General features: G+C 39.7%; 24 protein-coding genes. 15 read left to right on the top strand and 9 right to left on the bottom strand.

All coding sequences use genetic code 11. The features are described from left to right. The 8 genes from CDZ78_RS00800 to CDZ78_RS00770 form a co-directional block, all read left to right on the top strand. Positions 1–312 (top strand): IS1 family transposase (locus tag CDZ78_RS00800; RefSeq protein WP_244559130.1); only part of this gene is annotated, 312 nt, incomplete at its 5' end. A 221-nt stretch (positions 313–533) separates the two neighbouring features. Further along, positions 534–983, top strand: coding sequence for a protein kinase domain-containing protein (locus CDZ78_RS23990; protein WP_307190443.1), 450 nt, complete (start codon positions 534–536; stop codon positions 981–983). Then, positions 901–1,437, top strand: coding sequence for a serine/threonine protein kinase (locus CDZ78_RS23985; RefSeq protein WP_307190442.1), 537 nt, complete (start codon positions 901–903; stop codon positions 1,435–1,437). Before CDZ78_RS23990 ends, CDZ78_RS23985 begins: the two co-directional genes overlap by 83 nt. A gap of 450 nt (positions 1,438–1,887) precedes the next feature. After that, the gene (gene ribF, locus CDZ78_RS00790; RefSeq protein WP_087868245.1) at positions 1,888–2,826 is read left to right on the top strand and encodes a bifunctional riboflavin kinase/FAD synthetase; all 939 of its coding nucleotides are present in this window, start codon (positions 1,888–1,890) and stop codon (positions 2,824–2,826) included. After that, positions 2,823–5,654, top strand: coding sequence for an isoleucine--tRNA ligase (ileS, locus tag CDZ78_RS00785; protein WP_087868244.1), 2,832 nt, complete (start codon positions 2,823–2,825; stop codon positions 5,652–5,654). The genes ribF and ileS overlap by 4 nt, the downstream gene beginning before the upstream one ends. 443 nt (positions 5,655–6,097) lie before the next feature. After that, positions 6,098–6,565 (top strand): signal peptidase II, encoded by a 468-nt coding sequence (gene lspA, locus CDZ78_RS00780; RefSeq protein ID WP_087868243.1) that lies wholly within the window; start codon positions 6,098–6,100, stop codon positions 6,563–6,565. A 91-nt stretch (positions 6,566–6,656) separates the two neighbouring features. Then, complete coding sequence (locus CDZ78_RS00775) at positions 6,657–6,839, top strand: hypothetical protein (protein WP_087868242.1); 183 nt, start codon at positions 6,657–6,659, stop codon at positions 6,837–6,839. Between the two features lie 123 nt (positions 6,840–6,962). Further along, the gene (locus CDZ78_RS00770) at positions 6,963–8,459 is read left to right on the top strand and encodes a SpoIIE family protein phosphatase (RefSeq protein WP_087868241.1); all 1,497 of its coding nucleotides are present in this window, start codon (positions 6,963–6,965) and stop codon (positions 8,457–8,459) included. A 138-nt stretch (positions 8,460–8,597) separates the two neighbouring features. On the opposite strand, the gene CDZ78_RS00765 is transcribed toward CDZ78_RS00770, so the two are convergent. Beyond that, positions 8,598–9,608, bottom strand: a complete 1,011-nt coding sequence (locus tag CDZ78_RS00765; protein ID WP_087868240.1) for a cytochrome-c peroxidase — start codon at positions 9,606–9,608, stop codon at positions 8,598–8,600. A 213-nt stretch (positions 9,609–9,821) separates the two neighbouring features. On the opposite strand from CDZ78_RS00765, the gene CDZ78_RS00760 reads away from it, so the two are divergent. Then, positions 9,822–12,167: a DNA translocase FtsK gene (locus tag CDZ78_RS00760; protein ID WP_280175531.1), complete on the top strand. Its 2,346-nt coding sequence runs from the start codon at positions 9,822–9,824 to the stop codon at positions 12,165–12,167. Positions 12,168–12,170: 3 nt separating this feature from the next. Next, a complete protein-coding gene (locus CDZ78_RS00755) occupies positions 12,171–12,356 on the top strand; it encodes a hypothetical protein (protein WP_087868239.1) in 186 nt (61 codons plus the stop codon). A gap of 126 nt (positions 12,357–12,482) precedes the next feature. On the opposite strand, the gene hemJ is transcribed toward CDZ78_RS00755, so the two are convergent. The 3 genes from hemJ to CDZ78_RS00740 form a co-directional block, all read right to left on the bottom strand. Beyond that, positions 12,483–12,908, bottom strand: coding sequence for a protoporphyrinogen oxidase HemJ (gene hemJ, locus CDZ78_RS00750; RefSeq protein ID WP_087868238.1), 426 nt, complete (start codon positions 12,906–12,908; stop codon positions 12,483–12,485). A 124-nt stretch (positions 12,909–13,032) separates the two neighbouring features. Continuing rightward, positions 13,033–13,563, bottom strand: coding sequence for a peroxiredoxin family protein (locus CDZ78_RS00745; RefSeq protein WP_087868237.1), 531 nt, complete (start codon positions 13,561–13,563; stop codon positions 13,033–13,035). Further along, a complete protein-coding gene (locus CDZ78_RS00740; RefSeq protein ID WP_087868236.1) occupies positions 13,541–14,851 on the bottom strand; it encodes a chloride channel protein in 1,311 nt (436 codons plus the stop codon). Before CDZ78_RS00740 ends, CDZ78_RS00745 begins: the two co-directional genes overlap by 23 nt. 92 nt (positions 14,852–14,943) lie before the next feature. Between CDZ78_RS00740 and serA the strand changes: the two genes are divergently transcribed. Next, a complete protein-coding gene (gene serA / locus CDZ78_RS00735; protein ID WP_087868235.1) occupies positions 14,944–16,527 on the top strand; it encodes a phosphoglycerate dehydrogenase in 1,584 nt (527 codons plus the stop codon). A gap of 66 nt (positions 16,528–16,593) precedes the next feature. After that, the gene (locus CDZ78_RS00730; RefSeq protein ID WP_087868234.1) at positions 16,594–17,235 is read left to right on the top strand and encodes an HAD-IB family phosphatase; all 642 of its coding nucleotides are present in this window, start codon (positions 16,594–16,596) and stop codon (positions 17,233–17,235) included. 273 nt (positions 17,236–17,508) lie between these two features. On the opposite strand, the gene CDZ78_RS00725 is transcribed toward CDZ78_RS00730, so the two are convergent. The 5 genes from CDZ78_RS00725 to CDZ78_RS21595 form a co-directional block, all read right to left on the bottom strand. After that, positions 17,509–18,426: a hypothetical protein gene (locus tag CDZ78_RS00725; RefSeq protein WP_244559129.1), complete on the bottom strand. Its 918-nt coding sequence runs from the start codon at positions 18,424–18,426 to the stop codon at positions 17,509–17,511. 61 nt (positions 18,427–18,487) lie between these two features. Further along, positions 18,488–18,961 carry an FAD-binding oxidoreductase gene (locus CDZ78_RS00720; protein ID WP_140413831.1) on the bottom strand — a complete coding sequence of 158 codons (474 nt, stop codon included), beginning with the start codon at positions 18,959–18,961 and terminating at the stop codon, positions 18,488–18,490. Positions 18,962–19,082: 121 nt separating this feature from the next. After that, on the bottom strand, positions 19,083–19,724 hold the full coding sequence (locus CDZ78_RS00715) for a GGDEF domain-containing protein (RefSeq protein WP_087868231.1): 642 nt from the start codon (positions 19,722–19,724) through the stop codon (positions 19,083–19,085). A 186-nt stretch (positions 19,725–19,910) separates the two neighbouring features. Beyond that, positions 19,911–21,080 carry an HDOD domain-containing protein gene (locus CDZ78_RS00710; protein WP_244559131.1) on the bottom strand — a complete coding sequence of 390 codons (1,170 nt, stop codon included), beginning with the start codon at positions 21,078–21,080 and terminating at the stop codon, positions 19,911–19,913. Positions 21,081–21,099: 19 nt separating this feature from the next. Further along, positions 21,100–21,267 (bottom strand): hypothetical protein, encoded by a 168-nt coding sequence (locus CDZ78_RS21595; protein ID WP_167374134.1) that lies wholly within the window; start codon positions 21,265–21,267, stop codon positions 21,100–21,102. Between the two features lie 93 nt (positions 21,268–21,360). On the opposite strand from CDZ78_RS21595, the gene CDZ78_RS00705 reads away from it, so the two are divergent. The 3 genes from CDZ78_RS00705 to CDZ78_RS00695 all read left to right on the top strand — a co-directional run. Beyond that, positions 21,361–21,543, top strand: coding sequence for a hypothetical protein (locus CDZ78_RS00705; protein WP_140413830.1), 183 nt, complete (start codon positions 21,361–21,363; stop codon positions 21,541–21,543). A gap of 134 nt (positions 21,544–21,677) precedes the next feature. Beyond that, positions 21,678–21,950 (top strand): hypothetical protein, encoded by a 273-nt coding sequence (locus CDZ78_RS00700; RefSeq protein WP_087868228.1) that lies wholly within the window; start codon positions 21,678–21,680, stop codon positions 21,948–21,950. Then, positions 21,869–22,189 (top strand): ISAzo13-like element transposase-related protein (locus CDZ78_RS00695; RefSeq protein ID WP_444979185.1); only part of this gene is annotated, 321 nt, incomplete at its 3' end. The genes CDZ78_RS00700 and CDZ78_RS00695, both read left to right, overlap by 82 nt.

The following is a 22,189-nucleotide window of genomic DNA, read 5'->3' as shown; positions in this document are numbered from 1 at the left end:
GTCATTGCTTATGTATTTGGCAAGCGTAAAGATGATGTTTTCAAAGAGCTAAAAGCCTTACTGACTCCTTTTGAAATAAGCAGATATTATACAGATGACTGGGGGGCTTATGAGCGAAACTTAGATGTAAATGAACATGAAATAGGCAAACAAAACACTCAAAAAATTGAACGAAAAAACCTAAATTTTAGAACATGGGTTAAACGCTTAACGCGTCGAACAATCTGTTTTTCCAAAATAGAACAAATGCATGATATTGTCATTGGACTATTAATTAATAAAGTCGAATTTGGACGAGATATTCATGCCTAATAACAGATTTAACCCACTACCAAAAATAGTTATTGGGCTCATCCAGGAATGAGGCAGAAGTAATTCATTTGAACCTGAACGTGTTTTTTTACCTTTTCTCGTCATAGTAAATAAGCAGTTTTACGTTTATTTTTCTGATATCGTGATAGCATATAAAAAAGATAGCGAGTCCTGTTGCTATTGCTATTGCTATTGATTTACGACTTTATTAAGCGAGTTTTATGTCTGAATATTACGACCCCAAAACTTACCCGGCGCAATGGAATTATTTACAACCTGGGACTATGGTTGATGACTATATTATTGAGCGTGAGTTAGCGCATGGTGGGTTTAGTTCGGTTTATTTAGCAAGGCATCGAATAACGCAAATACAAGTGGCGATTAAAGAATATTTACCGCGTAAATTGGCACACCGAACCTGGAATAATAATATAGTCGCAAACAGTGATCAGTCGAAAAAACTGTTTATTCATGGACGCCGTCTGTTTATTGAAGAAGCACAGGTGTTGTCTGATCTAAAGCACCCGAATATTGTTGAAGTTGTTAGTTTCTTTCATGCAAATTCTACTGTTTATCTGGTGATGATGTATGCTTATGGAGTTACTCTGGATAAGCTATTACTGGCGAAAAAAAATACACCTCAATACTCAATGGCTACTGGATGTTTTTAATGCATTATTAGAGGGCGTGCGTTTGGTTCATGAGCAGAAATTACTACATTTAGATATTAAGCCTGCTAATTTGATGATCCGTCCAGGTAATGATGTTATGTTGCTCGACTTTGGTGCAATTCAATCCTTCCCGATCAGTGATGAGAAACGTAAAGCTCAGGTTTTAAGTAAAGGTTTTTCACCGATAGAGCAGTATTCAGCGACTGGAATTTTGGGGCCATATTCTGATATTTATGCTGTGGGTGCGAGTATGCGTGCCTGTCTGGATGGTGAAGTGCCACTGCAAGCAACTGAGCGAGTGGATAATAATGAATTTCATTTGGCTCAGGAAATTCATGCAGGGAAGTTTGATAGCAAACTTCTGGCGATCATTGACTGGGCTATGGAAGTGACCCCAGCCAAACGACCTCAATCGGTGCCGGAATTACAGGATGCACTGGCAGGCATCCAATAATGCTATATACTCCATCGTGTGAAGTATACTGAAGTTTCCCAATAATTATTTATGGTAAAATTGAAACTATGCTACAACTATATGAAAAAAATAGTCTTTTCATTCGTTTCAAATGCTATTGCCTAAGGGGAATTAAGTAGGGGTTTGCTATAAACATGGCAAAACCACCTAAAATAAACCTCGATACACCAGCATTGTGTATTTCAGCTACTCAATAATTGGGAAACTTCAGTTAACTAGTTACCTGCCATATACTCCATCGTGTGAAGTATATATACAGACCCTAAAAGGTTTTTTTGAGTGAATTTATAATAGCCTTGAAGGAAAAACCCTTTTAAAGAAGTTCTTACTGATTATCTTGTTTTTGAAAAAGATGCCCAAAACCTCTTAATCCAAAGTGTCGAATCGTTATAAAAATGGTAATATACACAGCTTTTACAGCAAAATTGAATGCAGTTAATTCGCGGAATTAAAAAGTTACAGTCCTTTGATTCAGGGTGTGTACTTACAATTGGTAACTTTGATGGCGTGCACAAAGGGCATAGTGTCGTTATTAACAAGCTTGCCGAAAAAGAGAAATTGCTTGGTCTGCCTGTCGTAGTGATGGTGTTTGAGCCACAACCGCTGGAATTTTTTCTTAAAGATAATGCGCCATCACGATTAACGCGACTAAGAGAAAAAATTATACATTTTAAGCATTTGCCCGTTGATAATTTACTGATCGTTAGTTTTAATCAATGCTTTGCAAATTTAGATCCCAAGTATTTTATTCAGGAAATATTAGTAGAGCGATTAAATGTTAAATATTTAGTCGTAGGTGATGATTTTCATTTTGGGAAAGCAAGGCGTGGGAATTTTGCTTTATTGCAGGAAGCAGGGGAGCAATATAGCTTTAAAGTTATTGATACTGCTTCTTATTCAGTTAAAGGTAGTCGAGTGAGCAGTACCTTGATTAGGGATGCACTTAATAATGGTGATTTAGCAACTGCAGAATCAATGTTAGGGCGCAGTTACTCAGTATGTGGAAGGGTCGTTCATGGGGAAAAACTTGGACGAAAGATTGGTTTTCCTACGGCAAACATTCAGATGCAAAGAAAAAATACACCGATACAAGGGGTGTTTGCCGTCACCATGACGGGAATAGGTGAAAAGCCAATTTTTGGTGTGGCCAATGTGGGCACCAAGCCAACGGTTGATAGCCGTGCGCAAGTGCTGTTAGAAACGCATTTGTTCGATTTTGACCAGGATATTTACGGGAAATATGTGGAAGTGCATTTCAAATACAAAATACGGAGTGAAATGCGTTTTCAATCAGTGGATGATTTAAAGCGGCAGATCCAGTTGGATACTGCTCAAGCCAGGACTTTAATGCAACAAAGTAAAAAATGACCATCGATTATAAGAAGACACTTAACCTCCCGAAAACAGCCTTTCCAATGAAAGGAAATTTGGCGCAACGTGAGCCTGAACGCCTAAAAAAATGGACAGAAGCGCAGCTTTATCAAAAAATTCGCGCTGAATTTGCAGGCAAACCTCAGTTTATTTTGCATGATGGCCCCCCGTATGCGAATGGTGCAATTCATATTGGTCATGCGGTTAATAAAGTCCTGAAAGATATTATTTTAAAATCTAAAACACTTTCTGGCTATGACGCTCCTTACGTCCCAGGATGCGATTGTCATGGTTTACCCATAGAGTTAATGGTCGAAAAGAAAGTGGGTAAAGCGGGTGGCAAGGTGTCGGCAGAAGTTTTTCGCAAAGCTTGTCGGGAATATGCGAGCAAGCAAGTAAAAATGCAGAAAGACGAGTTTGTGCGTCTGGGAGTTTTAGGCGATTGGGATCAGCCTTATTTGACCATGGATTACAAATTCGAAGCTGATATTGTTCGTTCATTGGGTAAAGTGAATGCTAAAGGGCACTTAAGCAAGGGTTTTAAGCCTGTGCATTGGTGTACTGATTGTGGTTCTGCTTTGGCGGAAGCTGAAGTAGAGTACGAAGATAAACATTCACCTGCGATTGATGTGCGATTTGAGGTCATTGATGAGCAGAGATTTTTTGCTAGTTGTCAGCATGTACCTGAGCATGAAGGAGAAGGCCCTTTATATGTTGTTATCTGGACGACAACTCCCTGGACATTACCTGCTAATCAGGCTGTCTGCCTAAATCCCAAGTACGAATATGTCGTTGTCCAGTGCGAGAAAGATGGCCAAAAAGAGCGTCTGGTTCTGGTTAATCAACTATGGAACGATGCCGTGGCGCGCTATGGTATGGAAAATTGTCGTGTTCTGGCTTATTGCAATGGGGATGCTTTAGACAATCAAATGTTGATGCATCCTTTTTATCATCGTAAAGTGCCTATCGTGTTAGCTGATCATGTTACTGCGGAAGCCGGTACCGGTGCAGTGCATACGGCTCCCGGGCATGGCCAGGACGATTATGTGGTAGGGCAGCGTTATGGTCTACCTATCGATAATCCGGTGGGTGATAATGGTGTGTTTTTGCCCAATACTGAATTATTTGCCGGTGAACATGTTTTCTCGGCGAATGACCATGTGATAGAAGTCTTAAGCAGTAAACATAAATTATTGCACCATGAGGCATTATTGCATAGCTATCCTCATTGCTGGCGTCATAAAACCCCAATTATCTTTAGGGCAACACCACAGTGGTTTATTTCCATGGAGCAAGGTGATTTGCGTGAAAAAGCTCTGCAAGAAATCAAGCAAGTCCAATGGATACCTGACTGGGGGCAAGCTCGAATTGAAGGAATGGTAGAGAGCCGACCTGACTGGTGTATTTCAAGGCAACGTACCTGGGGAGTGCCGATTCCTTTCTTTGTGCATAAGGAAACAGGGGAATTACACCCTGAAACCGATAAGCTTGTTGAAGATATTGCCCTACATATAGAGCAAAAAGGCATTGAAGCCTGGTTTGAACTGGATAAAGCTGAATGGTTGGGTGCGGAAGCGGATCAGTATGACAAAATGAGTGATACCTTAGATGTCTGGTTTGATTCGGGCGTAACCCATGAGGCGGTATTAAATCAGCGTGAGCAACTTAGCTTTCCCGCTGATTTATATCTGGAAGGATCTGATCAACATAGAGGCTGGTTTCAATCATCATTATTATCATCAGTTGCCATGAGAGGTGTTGCGCCGTATAAAGCAGTGTTAACACATGGATTTACTGTTGATGCAGAGGGCAAAAAAATGTCCAAGTCACGTGGTAATGTTGTGGCTCCGCAATCGGTTATGAAGTCATTAGGTGCAGATGTATTACGTCTATGGGTCTCGGGTACTGATTACCGTGGTGAGATGACTGTTTCAGATGAAATCTTAAAGCGCACTTCTGATGTTTATCGGCGCTTAAGAAATACTTCTCGCTTTTTATTATCCAATTTAGATGGTTTTGATCCAGTAAAACATAGCATCAAAGCTGAAGATATGCTGGCATTAGATCGCTGGGTTGTCGATCGAGCATTACAGTTGCAAGACGATGTGATTCAGGCGTATGAACAATACCAGTTCCACGTAATTAACCAAAAAGTACATCATTTTTGTGCAATGGAACTGGGTGGTTTTTATCTGGATATTATTAAAGATCGTCAGTACACAGCAAAAGAAGATAGTTTAGCGCGACGATCAGCGCAAACTGCAATGTATCATGTACTAGAAGCTATGGTACGTTGGCTAGCACCGGTCACTTGTTATACGGCAGATGAAATCTGGCAATATATGCCCGGTGAGCGAAGTGAGTCAGTGCTACTGGAAACATGGTATACAGGCTTATTCCCTTTGGCTGAAGACGCAATACTTTCTAATGCCGATTGGGAAGCTATCATGTCTGTACGAGAAACGGTTAGTAAAGAACTGGAACAAATGCGTAAGTCTGGAGTCATTGGCGCTTCGTTAAATGCTGAAGTGACCTTATATTGCACGGAAGAATATACTTCAGTGCTTAATAAGCTAGCAGATGAACTGCATTTTATTTTTATTACCTCAAAAGCTTTTGTGCTACCTATGCAAGATGCTGGTAGTGACGCTACTGCTACAGAGTTAGATGGATTGAAAGTCAAAGTTGTCGCCTCTGAGCATGAAAAATGTGTTCGTTGCTGGCATTATCTGGAGGATGTAGGTAGTAATGACGAACATCCTGAATTATGTGGACGTTGTGTAGGAAACATAGAGGGAGATGGTGAGGTTCGGCTGTTTGCCTAGGCTTTTGCAGAAGATCTTTATAGGTGCTGGCTTTACACTGCGTTAATATACTGTAGGGCGTGGCTTTAGCCCGCCTTTACAAAGTTTTTTTATAGGCGAGCTAAAGAGGCTGTGAAAGTGTTCAAAAAAATCCCCCTCCTTAGTTAAGGAGGGGCTAGGGGAGGTTTGATATATTAAAACTAATCACGCAATATCAATGAACTATGTTTTTATACGATCCCCCTCAATCCCCCTTTTCAAGGGGGGAGGCTAAAAGTACATATTTTCACAGTCTCTAAAGCCACGCCCTTGAGGATAAAAAGTCTAATTTTGTGTTGCTAATCTGGATATGCAAGCCTAATTCAACAAGAAATTATATCGATTTGTATATCTAAGATAGCGCTACAGCGGGATGCCGTGCGCTTTCTATCTATTCATTCCACTCCTTTATTTGAAAAATTATTATGATGAAATGGCTATGGCTGTCGATCCTGGTATTGATCTTAGACCAGCTAAGTAAAATCTGGATTGATAGCAATATGAGTTTGTACCAATCTATTCCCATGTTTCCAGGATTTAGCATTACCTATGCGCATAATTATGGCGCTGCATTTAGTTTTTTAAGTGACGCAGGAGGGTGGCAGCGCTGGTTTTTTGCAGTTCTTGCAGGATCAATCAGTATTGGTATTATCGTGTGGATAAAACGCCTGAAATCTGAAGAAATATTATCAGCAATATCGCTTAGTTTAATCCTGGGCGGAGCAATAGGGAATTTAATTGATCGGGTGATTTATGGTTATGTGATCGATTTTCTTGATGTCTATTATCAGGCATGGCACTGGCCTGTCTTTAATATTGCAGACTCCGCAATTACCGTTGGCGTGGCTTTTATGTTTTATGAGTCTTTTACGAATAAAGAACTGGAAAATTAATGGCTAGCCCTGTTGCGTAGACTAGGAAAGCTATTAACAATAGCTGAAAAACGAAAACAGAAAGTAAAATTAGATAATAAAAAGGGAAACAATGACTGAACTAGCTGAACAGCGAATTAATTTTATTGCCCAATTGCATGAGGTCTTTTTGCTTAAGAAAGGTTATGGTGCTTTTGCTTATATTTCTGTTGCAGAAGTTATCGACTTATTTAATAACTATCTGGATTACCGCGATAGCCGTAGGGCCGTTATTTTGTCGGAGTCTGAGCGTTAGCGAAGGTGGAGACAAAATAAAAGGCCATCCGACACGGCGTCAAGTCATTTGGAGCCTATGTTCCGACCCCTTGTTGGGTCGGGACGAGGTGACGAGGACGAATCGGGGCCGCCGGAGGCATAAGTGGTCGCGTTAAGTTTTTGCTGCTTGCTTGGGCTGGGATGCCCAAAACAAGCTTTCGCAAAAATAGCGACTCCCCGCTTTGCTGTGCCTTTTTATAAAGATAATAAATTATGGGGTGTTGCGACAGCAGATATTGCATTAGATAAAATTAGCACCCAAATACATATTCCTGGCGTAAAAGGGCAGGAAATAATGGTTTTATCATCGACAGGAAAAGTTGTTTTACACCGCGATAAAAATGAAACAGGGAAACACATATATGAATTGATAGAGAAGAGCTTTCAGGCTGCTATTTCAATTACAGGAACTGGGCAAACAGAAGAGATTGCAGAAACCAAAACAAAATTACACGATTTAGTTGTCAGTATGCTTGCCGGTGAAACTGGTGCAGTCAATTTAAAATATTTAGATAATGGTGAGGGCTATTGGAGTTTCTATGCGCCAATTAAGTCGGTAGGTTGGAGTTTTTCGATAGGTGTTAAAGAGTCTGATATATTCAGGGCTGTCTATGAACAGTTCTGGTATTCAATCTTGTTTTTTTGTTTGTTGTTAGTGCTGACAATTGTTGCTGTTGTATTGGTTTCAGGGAAGTTCTCTCGTTCTTTAGGAGGTTTAATAAAGCGCTGCGAAAGAATAGAGCGATTAAATTTTCAGCCAGTGAATGATAAATCTGAGAATATTGATGAAATTAAGCAATTTTCTCATACCTTAAATAATATGTGTCAGGTTCTGGATTCACATTATTCAATTAAAGAAGATGCCCGTATTGCTGAAGCCATTAGACACCATGCTTTGCCTCAAGTAGAAATAAATATTGAAGGTTATCAAATAGAGTCCTGGAGTAATGCAAGTCAGGATAGTTGTGGCGAAATCTTTGATATTGTAAGTTGCGTCCAGGCACATGTGGAAGGCCAGCCAGAACAAGAGAGTACTGCATTTCTACTTCTGGATGATACTGATAGTGGTATTGATGGAACGGTAAAACTGGGCCAGTTACGTGCTATTTTTAGAGTAATGATCAAACAGGGGCATTCATTATCTGAAATTGCCGGGCAAATGAATGATTATTTAATTTCAGATATGACTTTAAATGGTCCGGTTCAACTTAGTCTTGGGGTTCTGGGGCATAATAGCTCAATATTTAGCACTCTGAATCTTGGACAAAATGCGGTATTTCATTTTAGCAAACAAGAACTAAGTCAATATAAAGGATATCAGCAGGCTTTAGCTGCACAAAAGAATTTATCAGGGCTACAAGTTAAAGACATTGTATTACAAGCTAAGGATATTATTGTGATATGTTCCGACGGTGTGCTGGGGGCTCAGAATGAACAACGCGAGCAATTTGGGGTTAAGACAATTGAACGGATAGTTGAAAATAACTCTACGCAATCTGCTTATGCTGTTATACAAACTTTACAAGCTGAATTAGAAGCTTTTACGGCAGGTGCTTATATGCAAACAGAGAGGAGCATTATTGTTATTAAGCGTTGTTAAGTCATAGTAAACGCTACTTCAGATGATTGGGGAAAGGCGGGGTAGATTGTTATTGCAGAATAATAAAGAACGTAACCCGGCAAGAGTATTTAAAATTTGCCGGATTACGTTATCTAAACTTAAATAGATTACAACGCTCTAATTAGTTTTAAATGATGTTCCAGGTGTACCCGGTAAAACAGGCATTTGCTGTTTAGGGAATTCACCAGTTAAGGCATTTAAGAAGGCAACAATATCGGCAACTTCATCATTAGATAGTTTTGCTCCTAATTGTACTTTTGCCATGACTTTAACTGCTTTTTCCAGTGTCTTAACTGATCCATTATGGAAATAAGGTGCTGTCAAAGCAATATTACGTAAGGTTGGAACTTTAAAAAGGTGCTCATCGCCACTCTTTTTAGTCACTTCATAAAGGCCTTTATCATCACTGAACTTATATTGCTTTTCAAAATATGCATTGTCGATAACAGGGAATTTCTGGAATGTGCCTGGGCCATTAAAAGCCGGTCCGCTATGACAAGCAACACAACCTAGAGAGACGACTTTATTTAAGCCACGTATTTGTTGGGCTGTTAAGGCTTTCTTATTGCCTTTAGCGTATTTATCATAAGCACTGTTCGGTGTAATCAAAGTTCTTTCATAAGCTGCAATCGCTTTAGTGGCACTATCTTTAGAGATAGAGTTGGCGCCAAAAGCTTTGTCAAAATAAGCCTGATAGCCTTCAATTGACTTTAAACGGACAACAACATCATCCCAGCTTTTCATGCCCATTTCTATTGGATTAGTAACAGGGCCGGCTGCTTGTTCTTCCAGACTAGCGGCACGACCATCCCAGAATTGTACTTCGTTAAATGCAGAGTTCCACACAGTTGGAGCACTACGCCCACCTGTCTGACCATGTACACCCATGGAGTTGGGACGGTTATCTTCACCACCTAACATAGTGTTATGACAGGAAGCACAAGAAACAGTGCCAGTAGAAGAAAGTCTTGGGTCATGATACAAGATGCGACCTAGCTCAACTTTTGCAGCAGTCGTAGGGTTGTTAGCCGGAGCAGACGCCTTAGTTGGCAGAGCCTCCCAGGCAGAAGCAACAGAAACAGAACTAGCGAGTGCTATTGCAGAAACAATAGAACGAATTTTGGACATACCATTCTCCAGATTATTATAATTTTAAGAAATAAGATATTAACACAGTTGTAATCTGATGACCTCCATCAGATCGAGAGAAACATAGCAGAAAAAATATTTTTAACAATTGTTTATCAATAAGAATTTAAAGAAATAGTCCTTTTGATTTCATGTGAATTATGTAATGATTGAGCTATTGTTTTGTTTTTTATGATTATTAGGTGTTTTGTCATGGCGGCAGTAATGGAAGAAAGGTCGATTAGAGGCTTACGTGAAACTGCTTTATTGGGTTTCATAGTCATCGGTCTTTTTTATTTAATATCACTCATTTCATTCAGTCATGAAGATGCTGGCTGGTCTCATAGTGGCACCGGTATGGCAACAAATAATGCAGGTGGTATGGTTGGCGCCTGGTTAGCTGATTTTTCATTTAGTTTTTTTGGTGTTATCGCGTTTTCCTTTCCGCTTATTATTTTTTGGCAAGCTTATTTGTTTTTTAGTAATAAAACGCTGGTTGCAATTGGTTCAATGAAGTATATCCGCTGGTTTGGCTTACTAGTGACGATTATTTCTGCAAGTACATTTTGTTATTTACATATATTGCGTTGTCAGATTGAATTGCCTAGAAATAGTGGGGGTATTATTGGTCAGGAACTAGGCGAAGCTTCGATCATTACCTTTGGTAATTCAGGTGCAACACTATTATTGATTGCTGTTTTTTTCGCAGGCTTAACTCTATATACGCATATTTCCTGGGTAAAATTAATGGAAATAGTGGGCAGAAATACACTTTTATTAACGACTCTTGGTTTTAGGAAAGTGGTTTTGTTTTGGGGAAAAGCAAGAACAAAAAAAGAGTATGTATATGAAACAGAACAAAAACAGATTAATCCGCAGGAAATCCCAGCGGTTGTCAGTTTTGATAAGTCCGAGCCTGTAAGGCCATCAGTTAACGTTAAAAAGTCACCAGTCATTAATTTTGCTGCCCCCCCCGAAGAGGTGATACCCGCACAACTTATTGCAAAACCTGTCGTAACTAAAAAGCTACAGACTGATTTATTTAAGGACGTAGAACCTGGAGCCTTACCAGATACGGAGTTACTGGATTTAAGAGTAATTAAAGTTCGCGGTTATTCGGCTGATGAACTGGAAGATATGTCGCGTCTGGTGGAGCAGTCTTTGCAGGATTTTAATGTGATTGTTGAGGTCACCGGTGTTTTACCTGGCCCCGTTATTACCCGATTTGAAATGCAGCCTGCAGCAGGAGTTAAGGTAAGTAGGGTTTCAGGGTTGGCAAAAGATCTGGCACGATCCCTATCAGTTACCAGTGTTAGAATTGTTGAAGTCATAGCTGGCAAGTCAGTTATTGGCTTGGAAATACCTAATCAGGAACGTGAAATGGTTTCTTTTAGGAAAGGTCTGGAGTCTTCAAAGTTTATTAAAGCAAAATCTCCACTGAGTCTTTTTCTCGGTAAAGATATTGCGGGCGCTCCTGTAGTAACAGATTTAGCTAAAATGCCTCACCTTTTAGTTGCAGGTACGACAGGCTCAGGTAAATCGGTGGCTATTAATACCATGATTATGAGTATGCTTTATAAGGCCACACCTGACCAGGTCAGAATGATAATGATAGACCCGAAAATGTTGGAGCTATCAGTCTATGAAGGTATTCCGCACCTATTAACTCCGGTTGTTACCGATATGAAAGATGCTGCCAATGCATTACGCTGGGCAGTGGCAGAAATGGAGCGACGTTATAAGCTAATGTCTAAAGTCGGCGTGAGGAATCTGGCAGGTTTTAATAAACTGGTTACGGATGCAGAAAACAACGGCGAGCCAATTAAAGATCCAATGTACAGTTATGAAACTGAACTAGCAGAAGGCGAAAGTATTCCAACTCTGGAAAGCTTACCAAATATCGTTATTGTGATAGATGAACTAGCCGATATGATGATGATTGTTGGTAAGAAAGTGGAAGAGCTAATTGCTCGATTGGCACAAAAAGCCCGGGCAGCAGGTATTCATTTAATATTGGCAACTCAACGTCCATCAGTTGATGTTTTAACAGGGCTGATTAAAGCTAATGTCCCTTCGCGGCTTTCATTTCAGGTATCTTCACGCATCGATTCACGCACGGTATTAGATCAGGGTGGTGCAGAATATTTGCTGGGTAATGGTGATATGCTTTTTATGCCTTCAGGAACAAATATTCCCATGCGGGCGCACGGTGCTTTTGTCGATGATCATGAAGTGCATCATGTAGTCGAGTTTTTGAAAAAAACCGCGCCAACTAATTATCTGGATGAGATTACCCATGAATATTCGGAAAGTGGTGATGGCTCTTTTGTAGCCGGGCAAGAGGCCGTTGATTCAGAAATGGATGACTTGTATGACCAGGCGGTTGCATTTGTTACAGAATCTCGTAAAGCCTCTATTTCAAGCGTACAAAGACGCTTTAAGGTGGGCTATAACCGGGCAGCTTCGATGATAGAGGCAATGGAAATGGCGGGTGTTGTTAGCCCAGCCGAAGGTAGTGGTTCAAGGCAAGTATTAGCCCCTGCACCGGTTAAGGATTAATCCATGAACTATGCATTGATTGGCACACTTATGTTGTTTGTTGCCACTCTAGGCGGCTGGCTTATAGTCAGATTTAAAGATACAAATAAATCGAAACAGGTTAAGTGGGCTTTATTCGTGCTTTATTTCTGGTTATTGAATTTTATCCAGTTGATTATGTTGGCTGTCGCCCATTATTTGATGCGTTAGATGTTTAGGGCGTAAATAAAATAATTCATACATTATTAACTGGGGCGTAGATCTTTAGTCTGCATTTATAACAGCGGACTAAAGATCCGCGTTTCATTGTGTTTAAGTTGTTACGTACAGCCTTTCTTAGAAAGGCTTAACCACTGCCAATATAACAATCGCTAGCAAAAATATTACAGGAACTTCATTAAACCAGCGATAGAAAACATGGCTGTGTTGGTTACGGTCAAATTTAAAATCTAATAGATAGCGGTAGCAAAAATAATGGTAAACAACTGATAGTACCAATAGGGTCAATTTAACGTGTAACCAGCCCATGGAAGCATACATTGCCCAGGCATAATCTATCAGCATCCAGATACCAAACACAAAGGTAATAATCATCCCGGGTGTCATGATGCCGTAGAACAATTTACGTTCCATGACTTTAAAGCGCTCGTTACTGATGTCATCATCACTCATGGCGTGATAAACATAGAGCCTGGGCAAATAAAATAATCCTGCAAACCAGGTGACCATAAAAATAAGGTGAAAAGCTTTAAGCCAGAGCATTGTTTTGTCCTATAGATTAAGTGTTAATTGATGTGACGCAAAAGATTAACCACGATAATACGGCGAGTAGTCTGCATGAGCTTGATACTTTATTAGGAAGCTCATGTATCGGTTCGGTGTTTAGTTATATTTCTGTTTTGAGCAGAGCGTGAGAATTAGAGAAAATTGATTGAATCCTGTCTTGCATTTCCGTTAAGTCGAAAGTCCCTGTGGTTTTGAATGCTATGTTTCCTTCGGGATTAATTAAAAAAGTCGTTGGTGTTAAACTAACATTTCCAAAGGCGCTTGCTAGCTGCATATCTAAATCCAGCACTATATCATAAGGTATCTGGTAGGCATTTCTAGTATCAACAACATAATTAGGACGGTCATAATACATGGCTATGGCTATAATTTCTAAACCAGCTTGATGATAGTCTTGATATAAACTTTTAAAATGTGGAATCTCTTTGAGGCAGCTAGGGCAATTACTTGCCCAGAAAGTGATTAATAGAGTTTTACCGCGTAATTCATTTAGTTGAATGATTTTATTTGTTAGAGTTTTAAAGCTTACATCAGGCGCAGGTTTAGGCATAAAGATGCGATAGCTGCCAGCTAGTAGTAAAAAAATACTCAGTGTAATAATGAAATATTTATTTTTTCTTCTTCTGAGCATCGTCTTGTTTCACATTTTTAGGTTGTACTCGATAGGCATTACAGAGTGCTCGGTACAAAGGTTCGGGGTTAATTAATTTAGAGGTTCCAGAGGCTAGAAATGCGGCGGTCATTAAAGGGATGGAAAGGTCATGACTATGAGTCATTTCCAGAACAACCACAAATGAAGTCAGAGGCGATTGCAGCATCCCTGAAAAATAGGCAGTAATAGTGAGTAAAATCATGACTGACGTTGGTGCAATCGGAAACCAGGCTGCTAGGTTAGCACCTAGGCCTGCACCGGTTGCAATAGAGGGTACAAAGATTCCACTGGGAATGCCGCTAAAAAAAGTCGCTATTGTTGCTAGCATCTTGTATAGGGGAAATAAGGGATCTACCGTTGCTTTATCCTGCAAAATATTTCTTGCTAGTTGATAGCCGGTACCAAAGCTTTCTCCTTGCGATAAATACCCAAGTAAGGCAATAACACAGCCACAAATAAAAGCGACCTTAACAATGGGAAATGCCTTTTTCTTTATGTAATTCTGACCACTCACGACGATTTTGCTAAAAATGCCACCGAGTAAACCTCCTGTGATGCCGCATAAGGGAATAGCTAACCAGCCATTACCCCAAGGTAAACTGAGTTGATTATCAGTAAAATAAATGGTGTGATTTAATATCGAATAGGCAGTCACACCGGAAAATATAATCGCGGTTAAAACCAGGGTGCTGATACGTTCTTCTAATGTTCGGCCCATTTCTTCAATGGCGAACATAATGCCGCCTAAGGGGGCACTAAACATGGCGGCAAATCCTGCCGCACTTCCAGCTAGTAGTAAGCCTTTTTCCATATAATGTACTGGGAATTTAAATACTTTGCCCAGAGATGCCATGAGTGAAGCGCCGACATGGGTTGCAGGACCACCAAATCCGACCGATGCACCTGATAATAAACCCATAATCGGTAAAAAAGTTTTACCAATAGCAATGCGGAATGATACTAGTTTAGAGCGTTCTTCCTGAGTATGAGGCAGTTCCAGTGCGGTTTTAACCTGCGGAATACCGCTTCCCTGACTACCCGGGAAAAAACGAAAGGTTATCCAGGCGGTTAATGCCAGGCCAAAAGGCGCGACGACAAAGTTAAACCACGGGTAGGTTACTGAGACAGCACGATAAAACTCAGAAGCCCATTCACTGAGTAGAGTCATGGTTGAGATCAATAAACCAATGATAACTGCGCCTAACCAGAAAACCAGACGCTGTTTCCAGGAGTTCAAAGAAAAAAAGGATTTACTATATTCAGACATAGTTAAAGAAATGGATTTATCAGTTTTATGATTATATCAAAACTGTTAAGCTGTCATGTTTATTTAGCGCACCAGTCAAGAGATACACGAGCATGAAAAAGATTCTTATTTCCGATAAATTAGCCGATGCAGGGGTTAACTTTTTAAATGAACAAGAGGGCATACAGGTTCATATTGATACTGGTATGACTCCTGAGCAATTGTGTGCAACGATTGTTGACTATGATGCCTTGCTAATCAGAAGTGACACTAAAGTAAACGATGAGGTGTTGCGTGCTGGAAAAAACCTGAAATTAGTCGGGCGTGCAGGTATCGGTGTAGATAATGTTGATATTCCAGCGGCGACTGAACAGGGTGTCATTGTTATGAATACTCCGGATGCGAATGCGACTACGACAGCAGAGTTAGCGATTGCGCATATGTTTTCCTTAAGCCGGAATTTACCCAAAGCTGATAAATCAATTCGTGAAGGAAAGTGGGAGCGCTCTAAACTGGTGGGTGCAGAAATATCCCATAAGACTTTAGCTATTTTAGGTTTTGGCACAATCGGTCGTATTGTTGCTCGACGCGGGGCTGGACTGGGTATGCACGCTATTGCCTATGATCCCTTTGTTGCCCCTGATGTTTTTGCAGAGTGTGGCGCTGAAATGGTGAGTTTAGATGAATTAGTGCAACAGGCCGACTATTTAACCTTACATTGTCCTTTACTGGAAAAAACACGCGGTGTGATTGGTCAGGAGCAATTGGCGATGATGAAAAAATCAGCCATGATCATTAACTGCGCCCGAGGTGGATTAATTGATGAAGAGGCGCTATATAATGCTTTAAAAGAGGGTGAAATTGCGGGTGCAGCTCTGGATGTTTATGAAAGTGAGCCACCTAAGGATTCGCCGCTGTTAGAATTGGACAATATCGTTTTTACACCACATTTAGGCGCTTCGACAAAAGAAGCGCAAGTGGCTGTTAGTGTAGAAATTGCACGTCAGGCGGTTACTTTTCTAAAAACGGGTGAAGTGGTTAATGCTCTGAATTTGCCTCGCCTTTCAGCCGAAGATTTAAGAGCATCCGAACCTTATATGGAGGTAGCAACTAGTTTAGGTAAGGTGTTAGCTGGTTTGGCTACTAAGCCCATAGAGCGAATTCAAGTTTCTCTATTAGGTAAAGCAACCGAGGCAGAAGCACGTTCAGTTTCAGTCGCTGCTTTAGTGGGATTGCTCGAAAGTCATGTTTCTACGCCAGTCAACAGCGTTAATGCTGAAAATATAGCTAAGCGCCAGGGAATTAGTTTAAGCGAATTAAAATCAGAAGAGATATCCGGTTATTTGGCTTTAGTGGAAGTCAAAGCTTATTGTGCTGATGAAGAGATTACTCTGGTTGGAACTTTGTTGGGTGATAAACATCCACGTATAGTGCATATTAATGAATATGAAATTGAAGTGATTCCCGAAGGTGTTTTGCTGGTAACGCAGCATGCAGACAAACCAGGTGTTATTGCGGCAATTAGTGCTGTATTAGGTAAAGCAGATGTTAATATCTCACGTATGCAGGTAGGTGTTGCAGAAGATGGGCAACATGCAATGGCTGTGATTAGTGTCTCGGAAAAAATACAAGATACTTTGTTACAGGAACTTTGTGAGGTAGGCGCTGTTGAATCGGCGATACAGATAGAGATGTAATTATTGTAGAGCGGACTTTAGTCCGCTCTTCTAAATTGATATTACCCAACGGAGCGGATTGGTTTTATGAGTTTTGATATTGTTTGTTTTGATTGTGATAGCACTTTAAGTGAAATAGAAGGAATTGATGTTTTAGCTGAACGTGTCGGATGTGGTGCTGAAATGGCTGCTTTAACTAATGCTGCTATGAATGGTGAAGTGAGTTTAGAATCAGTATATGCCCAGCGACTGGCATTAATTAAACCAGATCACCAGGCTATCAACTGGCTAGCTGATTTATATATAGAAAAAATGGTTCAAGGTGTTGAAGAAGTCTTTCAGAAACTACACAAGCAGGGTAAGCAGGTACATATAATTAGCGGTGGATTAAAAGAGGCCATTCTTCCTTTAGCTGAAAAATTAAACGTTGCAGCTAGTAATGTTCATGCAGTCGAAGTTTTATTCGCTAGTAATGGTGACTATTTAGACTATAACCAGCAATCTCCGCTAGCTAGAAACGGTGGCAAAGCTGAGATTTGTTTGCAATTAAATAAAGCGGGTTTAAAACTGGCTATTGTGGGTGATGGTAATACCGATATGGAAGCTAAAAAAGCAGGGGCTTTTTGTGTCGGTTTTGGTGGTGTGGTGACGCGTAAAATCGTACAGGATCAAGCAGATGTGTTTGTAGCAGATCCTGATCTACAGGCAGTTTTGCCTTATTTATTGTAATTCATTCTTAACAATACGTAGGGCGCGGGCTTTAGAGGCTGTGTAAGTATTCAACATAGTTCCCCTCCTTAGTTAAGGTGGGGCTAGGGGAGGTTTGGTATATTAAAACTAATCACGCAATATCAATGAACTATGTTTTTATACGATCCCCCCTCAATCTCCCCTTCTCAAGGGGGGAGGCTAAAGGCATATACTTTCACAGCCTCTAAAGCCGTATCTTTATTTAGGTTCTTGCTGCTCTTGATACCTTATCGAAAGGTTCTGGAAAGGCTTTTAATGCGCCTGTCTCTTTACGCAATTTATCCAGTAAGTTGTGGTCAAACATTTCGCGTAATTCTCACGAGTCTGATAAGTATCTGCATATAAAGCCTGAAAACCACCTATTTCGCGCATAAATGCTTCTAGCTTACGCATGGTTTCTTTAGCATTGTAGTTTGGGATATTTGGCTCACCATAAATCCCGACATCAACAAACATTTGTTCATTTGGCAATGGATTCACCATACCGCGTATGGGGGTATCAAATACGCGCATAGGGCAGAGCCATAAAGGGTAAAAATCAACTTCCTGATGAAAATACGATAGGGATTTATCCAGAGTGCTTATGGGTAATAAGAAATCCTGATCCATATGATGGGTATCATAGAGTTCATGAATCGCTTCTGTTTCTGTTAGTTTGATTAATGAGATTTCAGGGGGCGACATCCAGCCTAAAAGATAACGAAACCAGGGACTATTGCCAAACGGAACAATTTGCTCCATTTCCCAGAAAAAAGAACGTGTATGACGGTGATAAAAATGGCGTAAAGGAATATATTCTTCTTGCTCCTTGTCTTGCTTTAGGATGCTACGCACATGCTCATAAAACCAGGGTTTCCAGAAGTTATTTAGTGCATTTCTGGTTTTACCTGCGGGTACTTTATCGGCAAAATTACCCAGCATTAACACGCCTTCCTGTTCAGAATACATCAGGCCTTCAATAAACTCATAAGCTTCATCAAATGGTTTTAATGATTCCTTGGTAAATCGGTCGACAAGTTCTTGTTTGCTTTTATAGGGTATATAAGTAAGGTGTACATAATCCTTACACGGTACAATTTTTATTTCTGCACAGACTAAAAATCCAAGCGAACCATAAGACCATGGAATTGCGTAGTAGAGTTCGCTGTTTTCGTCTTTAGAGCATTTCACTAATTCACCATCAGCGGTGACGATTTCCAGGCTTGCACATATATGCTGAAACAGACCATATTTATGAGAACTGGCCTCTATACCAAAGCCATTTATCAAGCCACCGACGGGTTAAAGCATCTAACTCGGGTACAACCGCTAAAGACCAGCCTAAAGGCTTTAGCATAGCAGATATTTGCCCCATATTAGCCATAGGCTCAACGCGTACAGTGCCTTTGTCCTCATCAATGTCTAGTATATCCATTAAGCTGACATCGACTTGATAATGGGTTTTTTTATAATTCCCCTGTTTTAATGACATTGCTTGCCAGCCAGGTCTAGCAGTACACATGGGTATATTGCCGCCGGTTTTCTGTTGCCAGTCTTTGACTTGTTGCTGCACTTTCTTGACTTTATCCCCATGTTTTTCCGGGGCGCTATTTAACCAGAAAACCAGACGGTTTCTACTGCCCATATAGGCTTTAAAAAGCAGCGAGGCAGGTAGAACGAAAAGAACCACGAATATTCCGCGATATTTGATTAAAAAATCCAGCATAATTTTATCCTGATTGGGGTTATTTGCTATTAATTGAAGAAAGAGTACTTTAAATTTATTATTTAGCCAGGAAATTAAAGACAAGTCAGGCTTGACTGGGGGAAGTATAACGAGTTGTTATTTAAACAATAACGACACAATTCCTGCCTTTTTGTTTTGCCCTGTACATAGCAGTATCAGCCGCACTGATAATTTTATCGGAACTATTATACTCTTGATGATACAGGCTGACGCCAATACTAATTGTAATCTCGTGGCCAAGAAATTGTCTGCTAAGAATTTTTCCCTGTTGTTCTACTTCTAGTCTAATTCGTTCTGCATAACTATAAACCCCTTTTTTATCAGTGCTTTGCAATACAAAGACAAATTCATCACCGCCATAGCGACCTATAAAATCACTAGGTCGAGTTAAGGAGCGCATAATCTGTGCAACCATTATTAAAGCTTCATCACCGACCTGGTGGCCGCAGGTATCGTTAAATTGCTTAAAAAAATCAATATCAATAAATCCGACGGCAATGTGACTTAGTTGATGAATATTTAATAAAAAAGCATCATTTAAAAATTTAGTTAGCATTCGGCTATTTGATAAGCCAGTGAGCGAATCAAGCTCTGCTCTGTTTTTTTCCTGAATAAAGCATTGAGCATTTGCCAGGGCAATACCCAGTTCATGAATAATAGGAGCAATATAATTAATAATTTTTGGTTCGATTGCCTTGTGGTTTTTATAGTTATCTGCATAAAGTAAACTGAAGTTTCCCAATTATTGAGTAGCTGAAATACACAATGCTGGTGTATCGAGGTTTATTTTAGGTGGTTTTGCCATGTTTATAGCAACCCCCTACTTAATTCCCCTTAGGTAATAGCATTTGAAACGAATGAAAAGACTATTTTTTTCATATAGTTGTAACATAGTTTCAATTTTACCATAAATAATTATTGGGAAACTTCAGTAAAGTAAAGCTACAAGGCGGTCATTACTCACGATAGGGAAGAGAAGAAATTCTTCTATTTTAAATGGTCCAAGAAGTATTTTGTTTTCTTTATTGCGGCTGTTAATAATGCTCGCTTTACGTTCGCGTAGATTGTTTAAAAGAGGGCTAGGTAAGACGTCTATTTTTATATTGAAATGTTCTAGATTACTATCTTTAAGTGATTCAGGCCAGCTATAGCTAGTCTCTAAATTACGTAGTTTCGGATTGATATTGAGTATAATTAAACGCTCAAAATGGAAGTTGTGCTGAATGGCTGCTAGGGTATCAGGGACTATTTCATCAGGGTTAAGGCTTTTATGCGGGATGGTTAAGCTGCTAATAGATAAATTGCCTGGCAAGGAATTACGTCGTTCATAGTTTGGGCTGGATAAAATGGGTGATTCAACGAGCGAGGCACGTAACTTGTATAGGTTAGGGAATTTGATATCAAAAAATGCACAGGTATCTTGCATTTCAGTATCAACAGTATTCAACAACTGCTTAATATTTAATTTTTCGATATTAAGCAGTTCTAAAACTTCCGGTTGTAATATCGGTCTGTGGTTATTTATGCTTGAACCGATACCATGTAAGCTTGCAATATAGTTTGCGAGAGAAACAATGGCGATGTCATATTTGCAGTCTGCATATTGACTATCATCATCAGGCAAAACATGGTGACAATAAACGCTAGCAGTAATTGGTTTTGGTAAAAGCCAATGTTTACAAAAAATTAATCCAATTTCAGCATGAGTTATGCCAAAAAAAGCATGCTCTTCCTTGTAAGATGGCTCTATGGCATTCATGCTTTTACGAATAAAGGCGCTATAATTTACCTTGGCATGTGTCTCCAGAATTATTTTACCTATATCGTGTAATAAACCGGCACTGTACATTAAGTCAGGGTCAGCATGATCTAGGTTACTTGCTATGGTGCGAGCAAGTGCAGCAACAAATAAGCAGTGTTGCCAGAAAGAAAGTTGCTCGAATTCGAAGTTAGCTTTGTGGTAAATCAGCTTGTTATAGAGTAACTGGTTTAATGTGATTTGCTTGACAACCTGATCTCCAAGAATTTTAATTGCCTGTTTAATCGATTTAATTTTTTGATAAGGTGAAAAAGTAACAGAATTAACGTTGCTGAGTATCTTTGCCGCTAGTGTCGGTTCACTTGCTATTAATAGAGATAATTCGTTTGCACAGGAATTTTTTACAGCTTAAACGTAATAGCTTGATTGCTAATTCAGGAATTACCTGTAGATGATCGACATCATGCTTAAGTATGGAATTAGCCATTTGATGGGTAGCTAATACTTGATCGGCATTATCGTTCATAGTAAATGCAGAAGTGGGTTGAGTATGTTAAATTTAGCTTTACACATACTATGTATCATAGCTTATATTGGTTTTTTCTTTAAGGGGAATTATATGCGACGCTTACTTTTGTTTATCTTTATTGTTTTTTCCAGTTTTATGTCTATAGCCAGTGAGGTGCATTTTACAACTGAGGATAATGCCACGATCTATGCCGAGCTCCAAAAGCGAGGTTCTCATGCTGTTTTGTTAGCTCATGGTGCTATTTTTAACAAAGAAAGCTGGGGGGGAGTTTGAACAAGGTTTACTGGCTAATAATTTCACTGTCTTAGGAATGTGCACGAAATAACATCCTGAAGCAGCCAAGCTTGAATAATGAAATATCTCCCCTAAATTAAGGTTATCTTAATTTATTACTCAGTGGTTGTCTTATGTCATTTCCTTATAAAAAAAATATCGAAAAGTCGATGAAGAAATTTTATGACTCACTTTGTGAAAAAAATAAGCGACGGTATGCCGCCATTGAAAGTGAAAAATCATCTCATGGTGGCGTTAACTCTATTTCAGCTTTATTAGAGTGTGACCCAAAAACTATCCGCCAAGGAAAAAAAGAACTCACCGAATTAGAACTGGATATAACAGGAATCAGACAACCTGGAGGCGGTCGAAAAAAAAGACCTCTACCCCTGAATACAGTGGAATAGATCAAGACTTTTTAGATATTCTTCAACAGCATACAGCAGGCAATCCAATGAATTCATCTATTAGGTGGACTTATCTAAAGCCGCGTGAAATCGTCAGTGAATTATTAAAAAAGGGTTATTCTGTCAGTCGTAATATCGTTCGATATTTATTAAAAAAACATGAATATGTTAAGCGCAAAGCCCAGAAAAACATTACGATGGGTGGTCATCCTGACCGCAATGCTCAATTTGAAAATATT

It is taken from the genome of Bathymodiolus platifrons methanotrophic gill symbiont, from assembly GCF_002189065.1.
In the GTDB taxonomy this organism is placed as follows: Bacteria; Pseudomonadota; Gammaproteobacteria; order Methylococcales; family Methylomonadaceae; genus Methyloprofundus.
This window is presented reverse-complemented; position numbering and strand designations above follow the sequence as displayed.

Bases quoted from the DNA above. Each gene is read 5' to 3' on its own strand.
- hemJ (WP_087868238.1), bottom strand. From the start codon at position 12,908: ATGCTCTGGCTTAAAGCTTTTCACCTTATTTTTATGGTCACCTGGTTT.
- CDZ78_RS00720 (WP_140413831.1), bottom strand. From the start codon at position 18,961: ATGCTGGATTTTTTAATCAAATATCGCGGAATATTCGTGGTTCTTTTC.
- CDZ78_RS23985 (WP_307190442.1), top strand. From the start codon at position 901: ATGCTTATGGAGTTACTCTGGATAAGCTATTACTGGCGAAAAAAAATA.
- CDZ78_RS00700 (WP_087868228.1), top strand. From the start codon at position 21,678: ATGTCATTTCCTTATAAAAAAAATATCGAAAAGTCGATGAAGAAATTT.
- CDZ78_RS00765 (WP_087868240.1), bottom strand. From the start codon at position 9,608: ATGTCCAAAATTCGTTCTATTGTTTCTGCAATAGCACTCGCTAGTTCT.
- CDZ78_RS00760 (WP_280175531.1), top strand. From the start codon at position 9,822: ATGGCGGCAGTAATGGAAGAAAGGTCGATTAGAGGCTTACGTGAAACT.
- CDZ78_RS23990 (WP_307190443.1), top strand. From the start codon at position 534: ATGTCTGAATATTACGACCCCAAAACTTACCCGGCGCAATGGAATTAT.
- CDZ78_RS00745 (WP_087868237.1), bottom strand. From the start codon at position 13,563: ATGCTCAGAAGAAGAAAAAATAAATATTTCATTATTACACTGAGTATT.
- ileS (WP_087868244.1), top strand. From the start codon at position 2,823: ATGACCATCGATTATAAGAAGACACTTAACCTCCCGAAAACAGCCTTT.
- lspA (WP_087868243.1), top strand. From the start codon at position 6,098: ATGATGAAATGGCTATGGCTGTCGATCCTGGTATTGATCTTAGACCAG.
- CDZ78_RS00705 (WP_140413830.1), top strand. From the start codon at position 21,361: ATGCGACGCTTACTTTTGTTTATCTTTATTGTTTTTTCCAGTTTTATG.
- CDZ78_RS00730 (WP_087868234.1), top strand. From the start codon at position 16,594: ATGAGTTTTGATATTGTTTGTTTTGATTGTGATAGCACTTTAAGTGAA.
- CDZ78_RS21595 (WP_167374134.1), bottom strand. From the start codon at position 21,267: ATGAACGATAATGCCGATCAAGTATTAGCTACCCATCAAATGGCTAAT.
- CDZ78_RS00755 (WP_087868239.1), top strand. From the start codon at position 12,171: ATGAACTATGCATTGATTGGCACACTTATGTTGTTTGTTGCCACTCTA.
- ribF (WP_087868245.1), top strand. From the start codon at position 1,888: ATGCAGTTAATTCGCGGAATTAAAAAGTTACAGTCCTTTGATTCAGGG.
- CDZ78_RS00740 (WP_087868236.1), bottom strand. From the start codon at position 14,851: ATGTCTGAATATAGTAAATCCTTTTTTTCTTTGAACTCCTGGAAACAG.
- serA (WP_087868235.1), top strand. From the start codon at position 14,944: ATGAAAAAGATTCTTATTTCCGATAAATTAGCCGATGCAGGGGTTAAC.
- CDZ78_RS00775 (WP_087868242.1), top strand. From the start codon at position 6,657: ATGACTGAACTAGCTGAACAGCGAATTAATTTTATTGCCCAATTGCAT.